The 18294-nt window shown below is 67.0% G+C and carries 24 protein-coding genes; 4 read left to right on the forward strand and 20 right to left on the reverse strand.

The window, feature by feature from the left end; all coding sequences use genetic code 11:
- The 6 genes from ACTICP_RS11165 to infC form a co-directional block, all read right to left on the reverse strand.
- Positions 1-436, reverse strand: a 436-nt coding sequence (locus ACTICP_RS11165) for a transporter substrate-binding domain-containing protein (protein WP_441892367.1), incomplete at its 3' end; no start/stop codon positions are given.
- 37 nt (positions 437-473) lie between these two features.
- Positions 474-1223, reverse strand: a complete 750-nt coding sequence (locus ACTICP_RS11170; RefSeq protein WP_441892369.1) for an amino acid ABC transporter ATP-binding protein — start codon at positions 1221-1223, stop codon at positions 474-476.
- An 80-nt stretch (positions 1224-1303) separates the two neighbouring features.
- Positions 1304-2116, reverse strand: a complete 813-nt coding sequence (locus ACTICP_RS11175) for a TrmH family RNA methyltransferase (protein ID WP_441892371.1) — start codon at positions 2114-2116, stop codon at positions 1304-1306.
- Positions 2117-2196: 80 nt separating this feature from the next.
- Positions 2197-2583 carry a 50S ribosomal protein L20 gene (gene rplT, locus ACTICP_RS11180; RefSeq protein WP_147037566.1) on the reverse strand — a complete coding sequence of 129 codons (387 nt, stop codon included), beginning with the start codon at positions 2581-2583 and terminating at the stop codon, positions 2197-2199.
- Positions 2584-2615: 32 nt separating this feature from the next.
- Positions 2616-2813, reverse strand: a complete 198-nt coding sequence (gene rpmI, locus ACTICP_RS11185) for a 50S ribosomal protein L35 (RefSeq protein ID WP_230103876.1) — start codon at positions 2811-2813, stop codon at positions 2616-2618.
- A 76-nt stretch (positions 2814-2889) separates the two neighbouring features.
- Positions 2890-3522 (reverse strand): translation initiation factor IF-3, encoded by a 633-nt coding sequence (gene infC, locus ACTICP_RS11190; protein WP_441892374.1) that lies wholly within the window; start codon positions 3520-3522, stop codon positions 2890-2892.
- Between the two features lie 233 nt (positions 3523-3755).
- Between infC and ACTICP_RS11195 the strand changes: the two genes are divergently transcribed.
- Positions 3756-4154 (forward strand): DUF1844 domain-containing protein, encoded by a 399-nt coding sequence (locus ACTICP_RS11195; RefSeq protein ID WP_441892376.1) that lies wholly within the window; start codon positions 3756-3758, stop codon positions 4152-4154.
- 21 nt (positions 4155-4175) lie between these two features.
- On the opposite strand, the gene ACTICP_RS11200 is transcribed toward ACTICP_RS11195, so the two are convergent.
- The 7 genes from ACTICP_RS11200 to ACTICP_RS11230 all read right to left on the reverse strand — a co-directional run bounded on the left by ACTICP_RS11200 (position 4176) and on the right by ACTICP_RS11230 (position 9147).
- A complete protein-coding gene (locus ACTICP_RS11200) occupies positions 4176-4970 on the reverse strand; it encodes an SseB family protein (RefSeq protein WP_441892378.1) in 795 nt (264 codons plus the stop codon).
- Positions 4954-5700: a bifunctional 1-(5-phosphoribosyl)-5-((5-phosphoribosylamino)methylideneamino)imidazole-4-carboxamide isomerase/phosphoribosylanthranilate isomerase PriA gene (priA, locus tag ACTICP_RS11205; protein WP_441892380.1), complete on the reverse strand. Its 747-nt coding sequence runs from the start codon at positions 5698-5700 to the stop codon at positions 4954-4956. The genes ACTICP_RS11200 and priA overlap by 17 nt, the downstream gene beginning before the upstream one ends.
- Positions 5701-5823: 123 nt before the next feature.
- Positions 5824-6309 carry a DUF6301 family protein gene (locus tag ACTICP_RS11210; RefSeq protein ID WP_441892436.1) on the reverse strand — a complete coding sequence of 162 codons (486 nt, stop codon included), beginning with the start codon at positions 6307-6309 and terminating at the stop codon, positions 5824-5826.
- Positions 6310-6430: 121 nt separating this feature from the next.
- Positions 6431-7060: an imidazole glycerol phosphate synthase subunit HisH gene (hisH, locus tag ACTICP_RS11215; protein ID WP_441892382.1), complete on the reverse strand. Its 630-nt coding sequence runs from the start codon at positions 7058-7060 to the stop codon at positions 6431-6433.
- A complete protein-coding gene (gene hisB, locus ACTICP_RS11220) occupies positions 7057-7680 on the reverse strand; it encodes an imidazoleglycerol-phosphate dehydratase HisB (protein ID WP_441892384.1) in 624 nt (207 codons plus the stop codon). The genes hisH and hisB overlap by 4 nt, the downstream gene beginning before the upstream one ends.
- Positions 7677-8771, reverse strand: coding sequence for a histidinol-phosphate transaminase (locus tag ACTICP_RS11225; protein ID WP_441892386.1), 1095 nt, complete (start codon positions 8769-8771; stop codon positions 7677-7679). Before ACTICP_RS11225 ends, hisB begins: the two co-directional genes overlap by 4 nt.
- A gap of 13 nt (positions 8772-8784) precedes the next feature.
- Positions 8785-9147, reverse strand: coding sequence for a LysM peptidoglycan-binding domain-containing protein (locus ACTICP_RS11230; RefSeq protein WP_441892388.1), 363 nt, complete (start codon positions 9145-9147; stop codon positions 8785-8787).
- A 262-nt stretch (positions 9148-9409) separates the two neighbouring features.
- On the opposite strand from ACTICP_RS11230, the gene lexA reads away from it, so the two are divergent.
- Together lexA and ACTICP_RS11240 are read left to right on the forward strand one after the other, a co-directional pair.
- Positions 9410-10108, forward strand: coding sequence for a transcriptional repressor LexA (gene lexA / locus ACTICP_RS11235; RefSeq protein WP_441892390.1), 699 nt, complete (start codon positions 9410-9412; stop codon positions 10106-10108).
- 43 nt (positions 10109-10151) lie between these two features.
- Positions 10152-12023, forward strand: coding sequence for a prolyl oligopeptidase family serine peptidase (locus ACTICP_RS11240; RefSeq protein ID WP_441892392.1), 1872 nt, complete (start codon positions 10152-10154; stop codon positions 12021-12023).
- 15 nt (positions 12024-12038) lie between these two features.
- On the opposite strand, the gene smpB is transcribed toward ACTICP_RS11240, so the two are convergent.
- The 4 genes from smpB to prfB all read right to left on the reverse strand — a co-directional run bounded on the left by smpB (position 12039) and on the right by prfB (position 15710).
- Positions 12039-12515, reverse strand: coding sequence for an SsrA-binding protein SmpB (smpB, locus tag ACTICP_RS11245; RefSeq protein ID WP_441892394.1), 477 nt, complete (start codon positions 12513-12515; stop codon positions 12039-12041).
- A gap of 75 nt (positions 12516-12590) precedes the next feature.
- Positions 12591-13505, reverse strand: a complete 915-nt coding sequence (gene ftsX / locus ACTICP_RS11250) for a permease-like cell division protein FtsX (protein WP_441892396.1) — start codon at positions 13503-13505, stop codon at positions 12591-12593.
- Positions 13502-14542: a cell division ATP-binding protein FtsE gene (gene ftsE / locus ACTICP_RS11255; RefSeq protein WP_441892398.1), complete on the reverse strand. Its 1041-nt coding sequence runs from the start codon at positions 14540-14542 to the stop codon at positions 13502-13504. Before ftsE ends, ftsX begins: the two co-directional genes overlap by 4 nt.
- Before the next feature lie 55 nt (positions 14543-14597).
- Positions 14598-15710, reverse strand: a complete 1113-nt coding sequence (gene prfB / locus ACTICP_RS11260; protein WP_441892400.1) for a peptide chain release factor 2 — start codon at positions 15708-15710, stop codon at positions 14598-14600.
- A 108-nt stretch (positions 15711-15818) separates the two neighbouring features.
- On the opposite strand from prfB, the gene ACTICP_RS11265 reads away from it, so the two are divergent.
- Positions 15819-17039, forward strand: coding sequence for an MFS transporter (locus ACTICP_RS11265; protein WP_441892438.1), 1221 nt, complete (start codon positions 15819-15821; stop codon positions 17037-17039).
- A gap of 13 nt (positions 17040-17052) precedes the next feature.
- On the opposite strand, the gene ACTICP_RS11270 is transcribed toward ACTICP_RS11265, so the two are convergent.
- From ACTICP_RS11270 to ACTICP_RS11280, 3 genes are read right to left on the reverse strand one after another with little or no spacing between them, the layout of a single operon-like run.
- Positions 17053-17472: a pilus assembly protein TadG-related protein gene (locus ACTICP_RS11270; RefSeq protein WP_441892402.1), complete on the reverse strand. Its 420-nt coding sequence runs from the start codon at positions 17470-17472 to the stop codon at positions 17053-17055.
- Positions 17469-17924 (reverse strand): TadE family protein, encoded by a 456-nt coding sequence (locus ACTICP_RS11275; RefSeq protein ID WP_441892404.1) that lies wholly within the window; start codon positions 17922-17924, stop codon positions 17469-17471. Before ACTICP_RS11275 ends, ACTICP_RS11270 begins: the two co-directional genes overlap by 4 nt.
- Positions 17893-18294 carry a TadE/TadG family type IV pilus assembly protein gene (locus ACTICP_RS11280; RefSeq protein WP_441892406.1) on the reverse strand — a complete coding sequence of 134 codons (402 nt, stop codon included), beginning with the start codon at positions 18292-18294 and terminating at the stop codon, positions 17893-17895. The genes ACTICP_RS11275 and ACTICP_RS11280 overlap by 32 nt, the downstream gene beginning before the upstream one ends.

Consider the following 18294-nt stretch of genomic DNA (forward strand, 5'->3'; position numbering starts at 1 on the left):
TCTGCTCCTTGCGCTGATCGGTGATCGAGTAGGTGCCGACGTAGTAGTCGATGTCACCGTTCACGAGCGCCTGCTCACGGTTCGCCGAGGCGATCGGCTCGTAGGTGATGTCGCCCTCTTCGAAACCGAGGGATGCTGCGATCCAGCGCGCGATCTCGATGTCGAAGCCGCTGCGCTCACCGGTGGTGACGTCGAGGTAGCCGAGGTTGGGCTGGTCCTCCTTGACACCGATGACCGGTCCGCCGCGCTCCACCATGGCGTCGTACGTGGGGCTGCCCTCGAGCGTGACGTCCGTCGCCACCTCGAACAGCGCCTCATCGCCGCCGTCGTCGCCGCCGCCGTCGGGGTCGGCCGGGCTGCCGCTGTTGCAGGCGGTGAGGGCCAGTAGCGCGGTCGCCGCGATCCCGAGTCCCGCCAGTGTCCGTGTGCGTCGCATGTGCGTCTCCTTCGTGTGCTGTGTGTGAGAGGAAAGGTCAGTGGGTGAGGAGCTTCGAGAGGAAGTCCTTGGCGCGATCGCTCTTCGGGTTCGTGAAGAACTCCTCCGGCTTCGCCTCCTCGACGATCCGGCCATCGGCCATGAAGACCACGCGATTCGCGGCCTTGCGCGCGAAGCCCATCTCGTGGGTGACGACGATCATCGTCATTCCCTCCTTGGCGAGCTGCACCATGACGTCGAGCACCTCGTTGATCATCTCGGGGTCGAGCGCGCTGGTGGGCTCGTCGAAGAGCATGACCTTGGGCTGCATCGCCAGTGCTCGCGCGATCGCGACGCGCTGCTGCTGACCACCGGAGAGCTGTGCGGGAAGCTTCGACGCCTGCTGGGCGACACCGACGCGCTCGAGGAGTGCCATCGCCTCTTTGTCGGCAGCGGCCTTCTTGAGACCGCGCACCTTGATCGGCCCGAGAGTCACGTTCTCGAGGATGGTGAGGTGTGCGAACAGGTTGAACGACTGGAAGACCATGCCGACGTCGGCACGGAGGTGGGCGAGCTCCTTGCCCTCGGCCGGCAGCTCCTTGCCATCGATCTTGATCGTTCCGCTGGTGATCGTCTCCAGGCGGTTGATCGTACGGCAGAGCGTCGACTTTCCCGAGCCGGAGGGGCCGATCACGACGACCACCTCACCCGCGTTCACCGTCAGATCGATGTCTGTCAGGGCCTGGAAGTCGCCATAGTGCTTCTGGACGTTGTCCATGACGACAAGGGGTGCACCAGTCTCGGTCATGTGCCCACACTAGAAGGACTGTCGCCCGGTAACCAGCACATCGTGCCGCGGGTTACACAGTTGTAACCCGCGATGCAGGATCAGCGATTGTCGAGCGCACGCTGGGTGAAGGCGCTCTCATACAGACAAACGCTGGCTGCCGTTGCGAGATTGAGCGATTCGGCACGACCGAAAATCGGCAGTTTCAGCACGTGATCGGCGAGGTCGAGCGCATACTGCTCGAGACCGCGGGCCTCGTTGCCGAACAGCCACGCGGTCGGCTTCGACAGCACGCCGTCCGCGCGTGCGCGCAGCAGATCATCGCCCTTGACATCCGCGGCGAGCACGGTGATCCCCGCAGCGTGAGCGCGGTCAACGACATCCTCGAGGTCGCTGCTGACCGAGACGGGAAGGTGGAACAGCGACCCGGTCGTGGAGCGCACGACCTTGGGATTGTACGGATCCACCGTCCTGCCAGTGAGCACCACGGCATCCGCCCCTGCCGCGTCGGCGGCGCGGATGATCGTGCCGAGATTGCCGGGGTCGCGAATCTCATCGCAGATGGTGATGAGACGTGGGGATGCTGCGAACACATCTCGTACCGAGGTCGGAATCTGTCGGGCAACAGCGATGATCCCCTGCGGTGTCACCGTGTCGGCCATGGCGCCGAGGACGTATTCGGTGACGAACTCGACGTTCACACCGTGCTCGGCGGCCGCCGATCGCAGATCAGGATGCTTCTCCCAACCCCCGGGCGTCGCGAACAGCTCGACGATGGCATCCGCACGGTACGACAGCGCCTCGCGGACCGCCTGCGGGCCCTCGAGGAGGAAAAGTCCGGTGTCGGTGCGGGCACTGCGTTTCGTGAGCTTCGCGACGGCTCTGACACGCGGGGAGCGGGGGTTCTCCAGCACGGCTTCAGTTTAGGGATACGAGCCGAGAATGCAGAAACGGGCGCTCCCCCGAGAGGAGAGCGCCCGCTTGTGGAGGATGCTTACGCAGCCGACTTCGGTGCGTTGACGTCAGAAGGCAGAGCCTTCTTGGCCGTCTCGACCAGCGAGGTGAAGGTCGCCGGCTCGTTGACCGCGAGCTCAGCGAGCATACGACGGTCGACCTGGACACCGGCGAGGCCGAGGCCCTGGATGAAGCGGTTGTACGTGATGCCGTTCTGGCGGGCAGCGGCGTTGATGCGCTGGATCCACAGACGACGGAAGTCGCCCTTGCGCTTGCGGCGGTCACGGTACGAGTAGACCAGCGAGTGGATGACCTGCTCTTTGGCCTTGCGGTAGAGGCGCGAACGCTGACCGCGGTAACCGGAGGCGCGCTCGAGGATGACGCGACGCTTCTTGTGGGCGTTTACCGCCCGCTTGACTCTTGCCATTTTCCTGTGTTCCTATTCGTGCGTTCGGGCGCTCAGCCGCGGCCGAGAAGCTTCTTGGCGACCTTGGTGTCGTTGGGCGAGAGCACCTGGTCCTGGTTCAGGCGACGGGTGCGACGGCTCGACTTGTGCTCGAGGTTGTGACGCATTCCGGCCTGCTGCTTCTTCAGCTTGCCGCTGCCGGTGATCTTGAAGCGCTTCTTGGCACCCGAGTGGGTCTTCTGCTTCGGCATCTTCTCTTCCTTCGTGTGGCGCCTTCTCAGGCGACGATGTGAACCCGCACGGAGCGGGACTTCTTCGGTGTCGGATCTACTCCGCAGGTGTTTCTTCGGACGAGGTCGACCGCTTGGCGGCGCGCTGGGCGTCACGGCTCGCGTTCTGCTCGGCCTTCGCCTCGGACTTGTTCTTCAGCGGTGCGACGACCATGACCATGTTGCGTCCATCGATCGTGGGGTTCGACTCGACGACGCCGAGGTCGGCGACGTCTTCGGCGAACTTGCGCAGCAATCGCACGCCCTGCTCGGGACGCGACTGCTCGCGACCGCGGAACAGGATCATGGCCTTGACCTTGTCACCGGCCTTGAGGAAGCCCTCGGCACGCTTGAGCTTGGTCGTGTAGTCGTGAGCCTCGATCTTCAGACGGAAGCGGACTTCCTTGAGGATCGTGTTCGCCTGGTTTCGGCGAGCTTCCTTCGCCTTCTGGGCAGCCTCGTACTTGAACTTGCCGTAGTCCATGATCTTGACCACTGGCGGCTTCGAGTTGGGGGCGACCTCGACGAGATCGAGGTCAGCTTCCTGCGCGAGGCGGAGAGCGACCTGGACGGCGACAACGCCGATCTGCTCACCCGCGGGGCCGACGAGGCGGACCTCGGGGACGCGGATGCGCTCATTGGTACGGGGATCGCTGATGCGGAACTCCTTAGACGATGGGGATTCGGCCACTGCGGCGCTTTCTGCGACGCACTGCGAAAAAGGAGTCTCTGCCCCACCCGCCGATATTCAGACATCGGCTGGCGCACCCGGATCGCCGGACACTGTCCGACCTACCGGCGTGAACCGGCGGAGTGCTAGACCCGGTAGCCTGGAACGGCAAGCGCGGGTGGGAAGTGAATCCTCTTTCGAACCGGAGCAAAACGCCCCGGAGCCCGGCAAAGTCTAACAGAAGGCAAGGCGAAGTGACGATTCCGGCGGACGAACACAGCCCCGACGAGCGCAATGAGCGCTGGGAGCAGCAGGAAGAGGCAGCGTCATCTGCCACTCGCGACATCGCGGATGTGCCCGCGGTCGAGGTGATCACCACCACCGCCGTGCACCTGATGAGCGCGGCGGCCGTGAAGCTCGGCCTCGCCGATGAGCCGAACGCCCAGGACCAGCTCGACCTCGACGAGGCTCGCAAGCTGATCAACTCGCTCGCGGGTCTGATCACGGCTGGGGCCCCCGAGATCAGCGACATGCACGCGCGATCGCTGCGCGATGGCCTGCGTTCGCTGCAGCTCGCCTTCCGCGAAGCATCCGCCATCCCCGACCCGATCGGCAAGGGCCCCGGCGAGAAGTGGACAGGCCCGGTCACCTGATCCGGCCTGCTCCGCTGCAGGTCAGTCGGCGCGGCGGAGCTTGACCGTCAGGGAGTCGGCGAGAACGGCGATGCGGTCGTCGGTCGACCAGCGCTGCGCGAGACGAGCGATCACCGCATCGAGCACCTCGCGTTCGAGACCATCGATCAGGTCCAGGATCACGATGAGCTCGGGCCCGCGCAGGCGCGCGTCCGGATCGCCGGCTGCGACGGCCACGTCGAGGACGGCGAGCTCGTGCGCGACGCTCTCCTGAAGCGCCGTGAACACCGCCGGCGATAGGAAGCTCGGCTCCCAGGGCTCCTCCTGAGCGACTGCCCAGACTGCGGGCCGGCGGATGACGAACTCCGTCTCCGAGGTCGGATCCAGCACGATCAGATCAGTGTCCTCGGACGATGCCGCCAGCGCGGCGCGCACGGCTTCGACGGGAATCGGTCGCGCCGTGGCATCCCACACCTGCATCGCCGTCACCGACGAGAACACCGGCTGCACCTTCCGCCCGTCGGGAGCTGCGACCGTGACGATCGACAGCTCCTGGGTCTTGTCCACGGCCAGGCCGCTGGGCGCCACACCCTCTTCGCCCTTCTCGGCGATGAGGGGGATCAGCACGCGGGCGGAGCGGAAAGCATCCACCACCTCGGCCTGGCTGCCCTCCCCCGCCCGGAATCGCAGGAGAGCATCGAGCAGCGCCGGATCGGCGGACCCGTCGTCAGCGGCGTGCGGGTTGGATTCGAAGCTGCGTCCCTCCCACGGGAGCCCCGCCGAGTCAGCGGTGTTACCGGCGCCGTGGTCGCAGGCGTCGTCAGTCTCCGGCGACATCCAGCGCCTCGGCCAGAGTGAACGCGCCGGCGTAGAGCGCTTTGCCGACGATCGCGCCTTCGACGCCGAGCGGGACGAGCTCGCGAAGGGCGGCGATGTCATCGAGGTTGGAGATGCCGCCGGAGGCGACGACCGGCTTGGGCGTGCGCGAGGTGACCTCGCGCAACAGGTCGAGGTTCGGGCCGCGCAACGTGCCGTCCTTGGTCACGTCGGTGACAACGTAGCGGCTGCAGCCGGCGTCTTCGAGGCGCTCGAGAACCTCCCAGAGGTCACCGCCCTCTTTCGTCCAGCCGCGGGCGGCGAGCGTCGTTCCGCGCACATCGAGCCCGACAGCCACGGCCTCACCGTAGCGGCTGATCACGTCGGCGGCCCACTCGGGGTTCTCGAGTGCGGCGGTGCCGAGGTTGATTCGTGCAGCGCCGCTCTCCAGTGCCGCCTCGAGACTGGCGTCATCGCGGATGCCGCCCGAGAGTTCGATGTTCAGATCGCGGTGCTGCTTGATGACCTTGCGGAGGATGCCGGTGTTGCTGCCTCGGCCGAATGCCGCGTCGAGGTCGACGAGGTGAATCCATTCGGCGCCCTGATCGACCCACTCGCGCGCGGCGTCCAACGGGTCGCCGTAACTGGTCTCGGAACCGGCCTCGCCCTGTGTCAGGCGGACGGCCTTGCCCCCGGCGACATCGACAGCCGGGAGAAGAGTGAGCTTGGGCGTTGACGCGAAGTCGTTCATCTCGTCCTCAGTAGGGGTGACGTGCCCCGATGGAGGGCACGAGAACTGACAGTACCGCCGTGCGGGCCGAGCCTCAAATGCGGCATCAGTGGAACGGCATCAGCTCAGGATTCCGCAGCCGAATCAGACACCGTAGAACGCTGCCTTTCGATCAGATTCCACGCCCTGCGGCGTTCTGAAAAAAGCGCTCACCGACCGCTCCAAGAGGCTGAAACTCACCCGCCCATCTCCAGGAACATGCCATGACGCGCGCGTGGCGTCTTGGCCATGATTCATGGTCTGCTTCCCCCACCGGCGCACGCCCTCACGCACCAACAGCGCAAACTGGTCACTCAAGAACGCTGTCGACTCCGGCGTCGGCGGCGGCGTCGTATCCGTCACGCGAAAATTCGACGAATACACCTGCCCCTTGACGTCGATGGTTCTGACATCCGAGTGGGTCAACGCCGCGACGGTGTTGACAAGATAGTTCTTGCCATCCTCGGTCTCAATCGTCCACCCGAACCGCTCCGCCGCCAGCTTCTGGACCTCGTCTCTCGACAACGGCCAGTCCAGCCCGATCGCAAAGTCCAACACATCGAAAACCTCCGCGGGAGGCATCACTTTCATCGGACGCACGATTCAAAGCTACACGGAGAGCAATTCTCATCGACTGATCAACCGCCGCGGCCACCGTCATTCACCCGGGAGGACACGGGAACGGCGGATCGTCTCGATGCCTCCGTCCGCGTCAGAGACTGTCGACCCAGTTACGCAGAAGCCGGATGCCGGCATCCCCCGACTTCTCGGGGTGGAACTGGGTCGCCGACAGCGGACCATTCTCGACCGCCGAGAGGAACGGCTCACCGTACGTCGTCCAGGTGAGCCGGGGCTCCGGGAACGGCGGAGCGACTTCAAGCTCCCACTTCTGCGCGGCGTAGGAGTGCACGAAGTAGAAGCGTTCATCTTCGATGCCGCGGAACAGCACGCTTCCCTCATCGGGAGAAACGGTGTTCCAGCCCATGTGGGGCAGTACGGGAGCGTCGAGCTCGGTCACCGCGCCCGGCCACTCTCCGAGCCCCTCGGCATCCTGACCGCGTTCGACACCGTGTTCGAAGAGCACCTGCATGCCGACGCACACGCCGAGCACGGGCCGCCCGCCCGCAAGCCGGCGTTCGATGATCTCGTCACCACCCTGCTCATGCAGGGCCGCACGCACCGCCGCGAACGCTCCGACGCCGGGCACGAGCAGCCCGTCGGCCTCGAGCGCCTCGGTGCGATCACCGGTGAGAGTCGCGTCGGCACCGGCGGCGACCAGCGCCTTGACCGCGGAGTGGACGTTGCCCGAGCCGTAGTCGTAGACGACGACGGTACGGGTCACAGCGCGCCCTTGGTCGAGGGGATCCCGTCGACCAGAGGATCAAGAGCCTTGGCCTCACGGAACGCCCGGGCGAACGCCTTGAACTCGGCCTCCGCGATGTGGTGCGGATCGCGTCCGCCCAGCACGCGCACGTGCACGGTCAGCCCGGCGTTGAACGAGATCGCCTCGAACGAATGACGCACGAGCGATCCGGTGAAGTGTCCGCCGATGAGGTGGTGTTCGAAGCCCGCGGGCTCGCCGCTGTGCACCAGGTAGGGACGGCCGCTGATGTCGACCACCGCCTGGGCGAGCGCCTCGTCGAGCGGGACGAGCGCATCGCCGTACCGAGAAATGCCCGCCTTGTCGCCGAGCGCCTCGAGGATGGCCTGCCCGAGCACGATCGAGACATCCTCGACGGTGTGGTGCGCGTCGATGTTCGTATCGCCCGAGGCCCGCACGGTGAGGTCGGTGAGCGAGTGCTTCGCGAACGCCGTCAGCATGTGATCGAAGAACGGCACCGAGGTGTCGATGCGGCTGTGCCCGGTGCCATCGAGGTTCAGCTCGAGCTCGACGGTCGACTCGGAGGTGGTGCGGGTTCGCTGCGCAGTGCGAGAGCCCTGGGCAGTTCGGGAAGTGCTCATGAGCCCGAGTCTATCGACGCCAGCGCGTCGAGGAACGCGGTGGTCTCTGTCTCGGTGCCGGCGGTGACGCGGAGGTGATTCGGTATGCCGATGTCACGAACGAGGATGCCGCGTTCGTACAGCGCTTCGAAAGTCGCATGAGGATCGGCTACTCCCCCGAACAGCACGAAGTTCGACCAGGACTCGTGCGGTTGGTAGTCCAATGCTTCGAGCGTCGCCGTGATGCGATCGCGCTGCTCGACGATCTCGTCGACCATGCCGAGCATCGTGTCGGCGTTGCGCAGGGCAGCCACGGCCGCAGCCTGCGTCAGCGCACTGAGGTGATAGGGCAGACGCACCAGCCGCAGCGCATCGATGAACGCCGGATCGGCCGCGAGATACCCGACCCGCGCACCGGCGAAGGCGAACGCCTTGCTCATCGTGCGCGACACCGCCAGGCGTGGGCGTCCACCGAGCAGAGTGAGCGCGGACACGGCATCACGCGGCGCAAACTCCTGGTAGGCCTCGTCGACGACCACGATGCCGCGCGTCGCCTCGTAGATGGCCTCCACGACGTCGAGGCCGAGTGGGGTGCCGGTGGGGTTGTTCGGCGAGCAGAGCATGACGATGTCGGGATCGGCCTGCGCAACCTGCGTCGCGGCCTCTTCGGCCGTGATCGTGTAATCGGCTTCGCGCTGCCCCGCAATCCAGCGCGCGCCGGTGCCCTGCGCGATGAGCGGGTACATCGAGTAGGTCGGTGCGAAGCCGAACACCGTCCGCCGCGGGCCGCCGAAAGCCTGCATGATGTGCTGCAGCACCTCATTCGAGCCGTTCCCCGCCCAGATCTGCTCGGGACGGAGATCGTGACCGAGGTACTCGGCGAATCCGGTGCGCAGGGTCGTGAACTCACGGTCGGGATACCGGTTCACCTCGCGCAGCGCCACCGCGATGTCGTCGAGGATGTCGCTGGCCACCTCGTCCGGCACCGGATGCGTGTTCTCGTTCACGTTCAGTGCGACAGGCAACGGGGCCTGCGGTGCGCCGTAGGGAGTCAAACCGCGAAGGTCGTCGCGGAGAGGAAGGTCGCCGAGGGAAGCAGTCACCCTTCCCATCGTAATAGCGGTGTCAGTCGACGTACGCGGCGGGGACCGCCAGCTCCTGACCGACCTGTAGAGCACCCGCCCCGAGTGCGTTGAGGCGCTCAATCGCGCTGATCACCGTACGGGGGTCAGACGCCGGTGCGACCGACTCGGCGATCGACCACAGGGTGTCGCCCGGGAGAACCGTGACCGTCGCGAAGTCGGCGGTGGCAACGGTGTCGCCCGATGCGATCGCCGAGCCGCCGCTCATGGCGGCGAAAGCCAGCCCCGCCGCGAGGGGAAGGGCAGCAAGAGCGACCAACACACGCCTGCCGCGCGCCGTCATCCGAAGCCGTGTCGCGGTGCGAACGGGGCGGACTGCCGGGGCGCTGATGCTGATGGTGCTCATTGGATCTCCTCTGCCTCTGTGGCGTAGCGTTCGCATTCGCCACTCGGCCGGGAGCAGCGAATGCGAAGCTACGTACCGAATGTATCTTCGAATTCGAACATCTGTCAAGACTTCTTCGAAACCGAACCGTCCTTTTACTCGACACGCTCGAACAGATCTTCCGTTTCCGGCTGTTTCTCGGATACGGTTTCGATAACGACACCCCACCACGGGCCACCGACATTCGAAGGGCAGCCCCGGAATCGCGACGAAGGAGCACCCCATGAGCGACAACTCCGCCACCGAAGCCGAGGCGCCGCGGACCCGTCGGCGCAAGAACCTCAGCGCGAAGCAGATGGCGATCCTCGAGGTCATCCAGGCGTCCATCGCCGCGCACGGCTACCCGCCCAGCATGCGCGAGATCGGCGATGCCGTCGGCCTCAAGTCGCTCTCGAGCGTCACCCACCAGCTCGGCCAGCTCGAGCTCAGCGGCTATCTGCGCCGCGACCCGGGCAAGACGCGCGCCATGGAGGTGCTCATCGACCTGCCCGGCGTCAGTCGCGGTGCCAGCGGAGAGAACCCCGCCGACAGCGTCACACCGGTGGGCGACGCAGCGATGGTGCCGCTGGTCGGGCAGATCGCGGCAGGGGTGCCGATCACCGCCGAGCAGCAGGTCGAAGAGATCTTCCCGCTCCCCCGTCAGCTGGTCGGCAAGGGCGAACTGTTCATGCTGAACGTCTCGGGCGAATCGATGATCGACGCGGCCATCTGCGACGGCGACTGGGTCGTCGTCCGCTCGCAGAACACCGCGGAGAACGGCGAGATCGTCGCGGCCATGCTCGACGGCGAGGCGACGGTGAAGACGTTCCGGCAGCGCGACGGTCACACGTGGCTGCTGCCGCGGAACTCCTCGTTCGAGCCGATTCTCGGCGACGACGCCGTGGTGCTCGGAAAAGTCGTAGCGGTGCTCCGCGCGGTCTGAGCCGGTTTGGCTCGATGTCGCAGGGCGCGCATAGGCTCGTCTCATGGCTCGCGCAACGTCTCCCTACGGAACCTGGTCGTCACCGTTCTCCGCCGCAGACATCGCGGCATCTTCACCGCGCATTGACGGCGCCCGCTTCGTCGACGACGAGATCTGGTGGGGTGAGTCCGTACCTGCAGAGGGCGGGCGAGTGACGGTTCGAAGCTCATCCGGTGAGACTCTGCTCCCGATGCCCTGGAACGCCCGCTCGCACGTGCACGAGTACGGCGGCGGCGCATGGACAGCAGATCCCGACGGCACACTGTTCTTCGTCGATGCTGGTGATCAGCGGGTGTACCGGGTGTCGCGGGGCGGTGAGCCGGTCGCGCTGACCTCCCCCGGCCCGAACCACGGCGGTCTGCGCCTTCAGAACGGCCGTCTCCTCGCGGTTCGCGAAGATCTCCGCACCGAGCCGCACCTGCGCGGAATCGTCGAGATTCCGACGGACGGATCTGCAGCGGACGCCCCGTCCGCCGGGCGCGTTCACATCCAGGGTGCCGACTTCTTCGCGCACCCGGCGCTTTCACCGGACGGCACGCGCATCGCCTGGGTGGAGTGGAACGAGCGGCGGATGCCGTGGCAGGAAGCCCGCCTGCGCGTAGCCGCGATCGGCGATGGCGCTGTTACCGAGATCCCCACGCGCGCGGCACTGCAGCCGGAATGGGCGAGCAACATCGAACTGCTCTACGCCGACGATCCGAGCGGTCGCTGGGGACTGCACCGGCTGCAGCTCGACGGCATCCACGCGTCGGCGCCCGAGACGATCGCGCCCGCCGATGCTGACACGGGCTACGGCCTGTGGGTGCTCGGGAACCGCTGGTACCAGCCCCTTTCTGACGGCCGCATCGTCGCCGTCCGCACGAACGGATCCGACGAGGTGCTCCTCATCGGTGCCGACGGCACCGTCCGCACACTCGACGTGCCCGCCAGCGCCCATGCCAGCGTCGACGACGTCTCCGGCACCCGAGTGCTGATCTCCGGCGGAGGGGCGGCCGTACGCGCCGGGCTGTGGTCCGTCGACGTCGATACCGGCGAGGTCACGCGCATCCGCGGCGGTGAGCCGACCGATCCGCTCTGGATGCCGCCAGCCACACGGGTGACGCTCAATGGCGCCAATGGTCCGGTGCACGCGTTCGATTTCGCACCGGCGAACCCGTCGGCATCCGCACCCGAGGGCGAGTTGCCGCCCTACATCGTGTTCGTCCACGGCGGCCCGACCGCGCACGTTGCGGGTGCGGCATCCACGGCGATCGCCTTTTACACGAGCCGCGGCATCGGCGTGCTCGATGTCAACTACGGCGGGTCGACGGGCTACGGCCGCGCCTACCGGGAGCGGCTCGACGGGCAATGGGGCGTCGTCGATGTCAACGACGTGGTCGCGGCCGCGCACGGCCTGGCGGATTCGGGCCGCGCCGACCCGGCCCGCATCGCCATCCGCGGCGGTTCGGCCGGCGGATGGACGGTGCTGTCGGCTCTGGTGCGCGGCGGTGCGTTCGCCGCGGGCATCAGCCGGTACGGCGTGACCGACCTGCGCGCTCTCGCCGAGGACACCCACGACTTCGAGAAATACTATCTCGACGGGCTCGTCGGCCCCCTGCCGCAGGCCGAACAGGTGTACATCGACCGTTCACCGCTCACGCACGCCGACCGCATCGAAGTGCCGGTACTGCTGCTGCAGGGCGAAGACGATCGGGTCGTGCCGCTATCCCAGTCCGAGACCATCCGCGATGCGCTGGCCACGCGCGGCGTCCCGCACGAATACGTCGTCTACCCGGGAGAGGGGCACGGCTTCCGCCGTGCGGAGACCATCGTCGACGCGCTGGAGCGAGAGCTCACGTTCCTGGGGCGGGCGTTCGGGTTCACACCCGACCTCTGAGCGCGCTTCCGCTCGCTACTCCCCGACGCGGTTGCGCAGGCGCATGGCACGCTCGGCCTCGCGAGTGTCCTGCCGCTCGCGCAGCGTCTGCCGCTTGTCGTACTCGCGCTTGCCCTTCGCCAGAGCGATCTCGACCTTGGCGCGTCCGTCGAGGAAGTAGAGCTTCATGGGCACGAGCGTGTAGCCGCCGGCGGAGACAGCATGCTCGAGCTTCTGGATCTCCTCGCGGTGCATGAGGAGCTTGCGGATGCGCTTGGCGGAGTGGTTCGTCCAGTGCCCCTGCGAGTACTCCGGGATGTGCACCGAGTCGAGGAAAATCTCGTTCCCCTTGATGAACGCGTATCCGTCGGACAGGTTCGCGCGTCCCTGACGCAGCGACTTCACCTCGGTGCCGGTGAGCACCAGCCCCGCCTCGTACGACTTCTCAATGGCGTAGTCGTGACGGGCGCGACGATTGGTCGCGATGACCTTCTCCCCGCGTTCCCTGGGCATGATCGTCTCCTGTGCATCCTGTCGTACGGCCAGCCCTCCACCCTACAACAGCGCAGGCGTGCGGCAGAGCGGATGCTACGTACGCAGCCAGCGGCGGATCGCGAAGCCTGCCGAGAGCGCGGCTAGCACGACGCCGATGGCGATGAGGATCGGCACGACGAGGAAGGCGTCCTGCATGCTGACCCAGGTGGTGATGAACGGCACCCGCCCCTTGAGGTACCCGTCGACACCGAAGTGCATGCCGGCGATCACCGCTCCGCTGGCGAGGGCTGACCCCAGGAAGGCGGCGAAGACGCCCTCGAGCACGAACGGGGTCTGGATGAACCGGTTCGATGCCCCCACCAGGCGCATGATCCCGATCTCCTTGCGCCGGGCATAGGCCGACAATCGAATGGTCGTCGCGATGAGCAGCACCGCCGCGATCAGCATGAGCACGGCGATACCGACGGCGATGTACGTCGCCACGGTCAGCGCAGAGAACAGCGGATCGAGATATTGACGTTGGTCGAGGACCTCCTCGACCCCGTTCACGCCGCTGAACGCCTCCACGATCACCTGCGATTGCGTGGGATCCTGCAGCGTCACCCAGAATGTCTCGAACATCTGATCCTCGGTGAGAACGCTCGCCTGCTCCTCGCCGATCTGGTCGATGAGGTTGGCGTACGCCTCGGCCTTCGTCTCAAATCGCGCCTCCGTGATCAGCGAGTTGAGCGCCGGTCCCGCGAGCTCCGCCCGCACCTGCTCGATCTGCTCCTCCGTGGCGGCCCCGTCGAGGCAGGTCTCAGCCTCGGACACCGGCGAGCACATGTACACCGCCACCTGGGCGCGCTCGGTCCAGTAGTCGCGCATCGTGGAGATCTGCCCCTGCATGAGGATCGCAGCTCCGACGAACGTCAGCGAGACGAACGTCACGAGCACGACGGAGATCACCATCGAGATGTTGCGACGAAGGCCCCCGAGGGCCTCCATCAGGATCAGTCCCACCCTCACGAGGTCGGCCCCACTTCCTCGTCGTCATCGGTGGCCGACAGCCCGAGGCGATCGGCGACCCCCAGTTCGGCGACATCGACATCGGGGAGCACGATCGGGTGCGTGCGCGGACCGGTCGGCGTCGTGTTCGACTCATCACCGGAAGGCATCGGCTCGGCACCGGAAGGCTTCGGCTCGTCATCGGATGCGCCCGCGCCCGTCGGCTCCTGGCGCGCGGCCTTCATCGAGGCGATCATCTCGGCCGTGAGGGGCTCGAGCGACTCGGTCTCGCGCTGCACCTCCTGCACCGCTGTCAGGGCGGCGGTCGCCGCAGCACCGCGCTCCTCCTGCGGGACGAGCTGCGGAATCATCGAACGGTCGCCGTAACCGCCATGCGTCTCATCTCGCACCATCTCGCCGTCGCTCAGCTCGATGACCCGGCGCTGCATCTGGTCGACGAACGCGGCTTCGTGCGTGGCCATCAGCACCGTGGTGCCACCGGCGTTGATGCGCGCGAGCAGTCGCATGATGTCGACGGAGGTCGCGGGATCGAGGTTTCCGGTCGGCTCATCCGCGAGGAGCACCTGCGGGCGGTTGACCAGCGCGCGGGCGATCGCCACGCGCTGCTGCTCGCCGCCGGAGAGCTCATGCGGCATCCGCTTCTCCTTGCCGTCCAGACCGACCAGCGCGAGCGCCTCGGGAACGGCCTGCTGGATGAAGCCGCGCGAGGATCCGGTGACCTGCAGGCTGAACGCGACGTTCTGGAAGACAGTCTTCGTCGACAGGAGTCGGAAGTCCTGGAAGACCGCACCGATGTTCCGGCGGAAGTAGGGTACCTTGCGGTTGGCGAGGGCCCGCAGGTCGCGTCCGAGCACGGCGACGCGCCCGGTGCTGGGGATCTCTTCGCGCAGGATGAGCTGCAGGCAAGTGGACTTTCCCGAACCGGATGCTCCGACGAGGAAGACGAATTCGCCCCGCTCGACCTCGAAGTCGACGCCGGACAGGGCCGGTCGCTTCGTGCCGCGGTAGCGTTTGGTGACGTTCTCGAACCGAATCATGGCCCTATGAGCCTAAGCGCGGGGCCGCGTGGGGCCGCGAGCGACACCCGGCCGATTAGTCGTCGTCGTCCTTGCGCTTGCGCCAGCGGATGCCTGCAGAGATGAACTCATCGAGCTCGCCGTCGAACACGGCGGCGGGGTTTCCCGACTCGTAGCCGGTTCGCAAGTCCTTCACGAGCTGCTGACCGTAGAGGAAGTAGGAGCGCATCTGATCGCCCCAGCTCGCGGTGATGTTCCCGGCGAGCTCTTTCTTCTTGGCCGCCTCGTCTTCCTTCTGCTGCAGCAGGAGCCGGGTCTGCAGCACGCGCATCGCTGCTGCGCGGTTCTGGATCTGCGACTTCTCGTTCTGCATCGACACGACGATCCCGGTCGGAAGGTGCGTCAGGCGCACAGCGGAGTCGGTGGTGTTGACCGACTGGCCGCCCGGTCCGGAGGAGCGGAACACGTCGACACGGATGTCGTTCTCGGGTATCTCGACCTCGGTGGCCTCTTCCATGAGCGGGATGACCTCGACGGCGGCGAAGGATGTCTGCCGCTTGTCGGCGGAGCCGAACGGGCTGATCCGGGCGAGGCGGTGCGTGCCGGCCTCGACGGACAGCGTGCCGAACGCGTACGGCGCGGTGATCTCGAACGTGGCCGATTTGATGCCGGCGCCCTCGGCGTAAGAGGTGTCCATCACCTTGGCGGGGTAGGAGTGCTTCTCCGCCCAGCGCAGGTACATGCGCATGAGCATTTCGGCGAAATCCGTGGCATCGTCGCCGCCGGCACCGGAGCGGATCGTGATGATCGCCGCGCGGTCGTCGTACTCGCCGTCGAGCAGCGTCTGCACCTCGAGCTGGTTGATGACGTCGCTCAGGGCCGCGAGCTCTGCGCGCGATTCGGCAGCGGAGTCCTCGTCTTCCATCTCGTTCGCGAGGTCGACGAGCACCTCGAGGTCATCGAGACGCCGACCGATGTCGCTGATCCGCTTGAGTTCTGACTGCTTGTGGCTGAGGGCGCTGGTGACCTTCTGCGCACTCTCGGGGTCGTCCCAGAGGTCAGGCGCGCCGGCCTCGTCGCTCAGCCGGGCGATGTCGCTGCGGAGCCGAGCGACGTCGACGACCTCGCTGATGTCGGCGTATGTGTGCCTGAGCGCCTGTATTTCGGCGGAGAGATCGAGTTCGAGCATGACGATTCAGCCTAGCGCGGATCGGACGGCGATGACGGCCCGGGCTCGAGCGCGGAGTACGGTGGCTCCGTGAGCAGCGCGTCATCGGTCCTGAAGCAGTTCGGGCCGATGGTGTACCTGCCGACGATCCTGTTCGCGCTGGGCGAGGGCGCGGTCATCCCCCTGATCCCGGTGATCGCGGCGAACATGGGCGCAGACGTCGCAGCTGCCGCCCTCGTCGCCGCGGCCCTGGTCGTCGGTCAGCTCTGCGGCAATCTTCCCGCGGGGTGGGCGGTCGCGCGCATCGGTGAGCGGTTCACCATGGTGATCGCGGGTGGGATCTCGATGATCGCGGTTGTCGGCATGATCCTCGCGCCGGTCATCGCCGTGTTCGCGGCATCCGTGTTCCTGCTCGGATTCTGCGCGGCGGCTTTCGGGCTCGCACGGCACGCGTTCATGACGACACGCGTTCCGCTGCATTTCCGGGCGCGCGCGCTGTCGCTCCTCGGCGGCAGCTTTCGGCTGGGGATCTTCATCGGCCCGTTCATCACGGCCGGTCTTCTGCAGGTGTTCGACGAGCACGCGGCGATCTGGTTCTTCTTGGCCTGCCTGGCGGTGATGGTCGTGCTCGTGCTGTTCGGACCCGACCCCGAGAGGACCAATCCCCCGATCCACGCCGATCTGGTCCCTGCGGAGGACTCCGGTGAGGCGGTGAGCGGCTCGATCCCGACGTTCGAGAGAGACGGGATCTTCCGCACCATGTGGCGTCACCGCGGGGTTCTCGGCCGACTGGGTGTGGCGGCCGCGTCACTATCGGCTGTGCGCTCGGCCCGCCAGGTCGTACTGCCGCTGTGGGGAGTGTCGCTCGGGCTGGACGCGCAGACGATCGCGCTGGTCGTCGGCGTCTCTGGTGCGATCGACTTCGCGCTGTTCTACGCCAGCGGTCAGGTGATGGACCGGTTCGGCAGGCTCTGGGCCGCGATGCCGGCGATGGTGCTGATGGGCGCGGGATTCCTCGTGCTCTCCCTCACGCACGACGGCGACGCGGCGGTGCTGTGGTTCGGGATGCTGGCGGCGGTGCTCGGCGTCGGCAACGGCCTCTCCAGCGGCCTGCTGCTCACGCTCGGCGCTGACGTCGCGCCGACGGGGGAACCCGCAGCGTTCCTCGGCTCATGGCGAACGCTCACAGATGCCGGCGGGGCGGCAGCGCCCCTCATCGTCTCAGGCGTCACCGCGCTGGTCTCACTGTCCGCGGCCTCAGCCGCGGTCGGGGTGATCGGGCTGTTGGGCGCACTCGGATTCATCCGCTGGATACCGCGCTTCAGCCCACGGCGCGACCCGCGGGACTGAACTGCGGCGCGGGCTACCGCAGCGCGGTGCGGCTCGTGGCGGTGGCCTCGAGCGGGACGGCAGCCGGCACGAAGGCGGAGACGAGCGGCGGATGCCAGTCGGCGGCGACCGTCACCTGCGCGGACACACCGTCGGGAGCGGATGCTGCGACGAGCTCAGCGCCCGACGTCATCGCAGTGACGACCGCGGCGGCCTGGTCGCGGACGCCGTCGTCGGTCAGCTCGGCGCGCACCCCTTCTCCTTCGACGACGAGGGTGAATCCGTCGGCTCCGGCGAGCGCCGCCGCATCCGCCAGCGAGTCGAGCCGCTTCTGCGCGATGTACAGATCGGTGGCGCACGTGCACGCGAAGATGACTGCGATGGCCAGCACAACGTACCCGAGGAGCAGCGGAAGGATGCTCCCCTCGTCGTCGGAGCGGCGCTCCCCGTTCATTCCGCACCCCACAGACGCGAGACTTTCTGCGCAGCTGCGGCTTCGAGCGGGATGCTGGTCGCGCGATCGAGTCCGAAGATCTCTGGCACGAACGGCAGCGACACGTGCGTGCTCACCGTGACGATGACGGTCGCCCCCGCCGACGGGCATGCAACGCCCGCGGGTGTGCAGGTCACCGAGACCGCGACGTTCGCGGCATCCATCCCGTACTCCTCGATGACGCCGTCTAGCACGGCATCACCGCGCTCGGCGGCCGTTGCCGCGTCTTCGGCCTGACCCATCACTCTGGCCGTGTGACGCGCCGCGGCCTCGGCGCCGAGCAGATTCTCCTGGACGGCACCGAGCGTGAGCATGAGGTACGCGAGCGGTACGAGCAGGATGACTCCGACGGTGATGAACTCCAGCGCGGCCGAGCCGTCGTCATTCCTCGCCCAGAGACTCCAGCGGCGCATCGGCATCCACCTCCAGTCCGTACGGAACGCCCAGCAGTCCGATGACCGGCAGGGTGGTGCGGACGGTCACGACGGCGGTGGGGTGCCCGAGTCGATCGCTCTGCGCCGCGGAGACGTCGCCGGCGAACGCATCGCCGACAGCTCGTGCGATCGACAGGCGGGTACGGTCGGCGCCGTCTTCGAGGGTCGTGTCGGCGAGCGCGGCGTAGTGCGCTCCCTCGACGGCGGCATCGTGCACGACGTTGCGGACGTACACGGCGAATCCGAGTTGCAGCACGGCGAGCGTGAGGGTGGTCAGCAGGGCGCCGACGAGGACGAAGTCGACAGGGCTCGAGCCCCGATCATCCCCCGCTTCCTGCCACCGACGCAT

The sequence above is a fragment of the Microbacterium sp. genome (genome assembly GCF_052102115.1).
GTDB lineage: Bacteria > Actinomycetota > Actinomycetes > Actinomycetales > Microbacteriaceae > Microbacterium.

Bases quoted from the DNA above. Each gene is read 5' to 3' on its own strand.
- ACTICP_RS11170 (WP_441892369.1), bottom strand. From the start codon at position 1,223: ATGACCGAGACTGGTGCACCCCTTGTCGTCATGGACAACGTCCAGAAG.
- rplT (WP_147037566.1), bottom strand. From the start codon at position 2,583: ATGGCAAGAGTCAAGCGGGCGGTAAACGCCCACAAGAAGCGTCGCGTC.
- rpmI (WP_230103876.1), bottom strand. From the start codon at position 2,813: ATGCCGAAGCAGAAGACCCACTCGGGTGCCAAGAAGCGCTTCAAGATC.
- ACTICP_RS11200 (WP_441892378.1), bottom strand. From the start codon at position 4,970: ATGTCGCCGGAGACTGACGACGCCTGCGACCACGGCGCCGGTAACACC.
- priA (WP_441892380.1), bottom strand. From the start codon at position 5,700: ATGAACGACTTCGCGTCAACGCCCAAGCTCACTCTTCTCCCGGCTGTC.
- ACTICP_RS11210 (WP_441892436.1), bottom strand. From the start codon at position 6,309: ATGAAAGTGATGCCTCCCGCGGAGGTTTTCGATGTGTTGGACTTTGCG.
- hisB (WP_441892384.1), bottom strand. From the start codon at position 7,680: ATGAGCACTTCCCGAACTGCCCAGGGCTCTCGCACTGCGCAGCGAACC.
- ACTICP_RS11225 (WP_441892386.1), bottom strand. From the start codon at position 8,771: ATGGGAAGGGTGACTGCTTCCCTCGGCGACCTTCCTCTCCGCGACGAC.
- ACTICP_RS11230 (WP_441892388.1), bottom strand. From the start codon at position 9,147: ATGAGCACCATCAGCATCAGCGCCCCGGCAGTCCGCCCCGTTCGCACC.
- lexA (WP_441892390.1), top strand. From the start codon at position 9,410: ATGAGCGACAACTCCGCCACCGAAGCCGAGGCGCCGCGGACCCGTCGG.
- ACTICP_RS11240 (WP_441892392.1), top strand. From the start codon at position 10,152: ATGGCTCGCGCAACGTCTCCCTACGGAACCTGGTCGTCACCGTTCTCC.
- smpB (WP_441892394.1), bottom strand. From the start codon at position 12,515: ATGCCCAGGGAACGCGGGGAGAAGGTCATCGCGACCAATCGTCGCGCC.
- ftsE (WP_441892398.1), bottom strand. From the start codon at position 14,542: ATGATTCGGTTCGAGAACGTCACCAAACGCTACCGCGGCACGAAGCGA.
- prfB (WP_441892400.1), bottom strand. From the start codon at position 15,710: ATGCTCGAACTCGATCTCTCCGCCGAAATACAGGCGCTCAGGCACACA.
- ACTICP_RS11265 (WP_441892438.1), top strand. From the start codon at position 15,819: ATGGTGTACCTGCCGACGATCCTGTTCGCGCTGGGCGAGGGCGCGGTC.
- ACTICP_RS11270 (WP_441892402.1), bottom strand. From the start codon at position 17,472: ATGAACGGGGAGCGCCGCTCCGACGACGAGGGGAGCATCCTTCCGCTG.
- ACTICP_RS11275 (WP_441892404.1), bottom strand. From the start codon at position 17,924: ATGCGCCGCTGGAGTCTCTGGGCGAGGAATGACGACGGCTCGGCCGCG.
- ACTICP_RS11280 (WP_441892406.1), bottom strand. From the start codon at position 18,294: ATGCGTCGGTGGCAGGAAGCGGGGGATGATCGGGGCTCGAGCCCTGTC.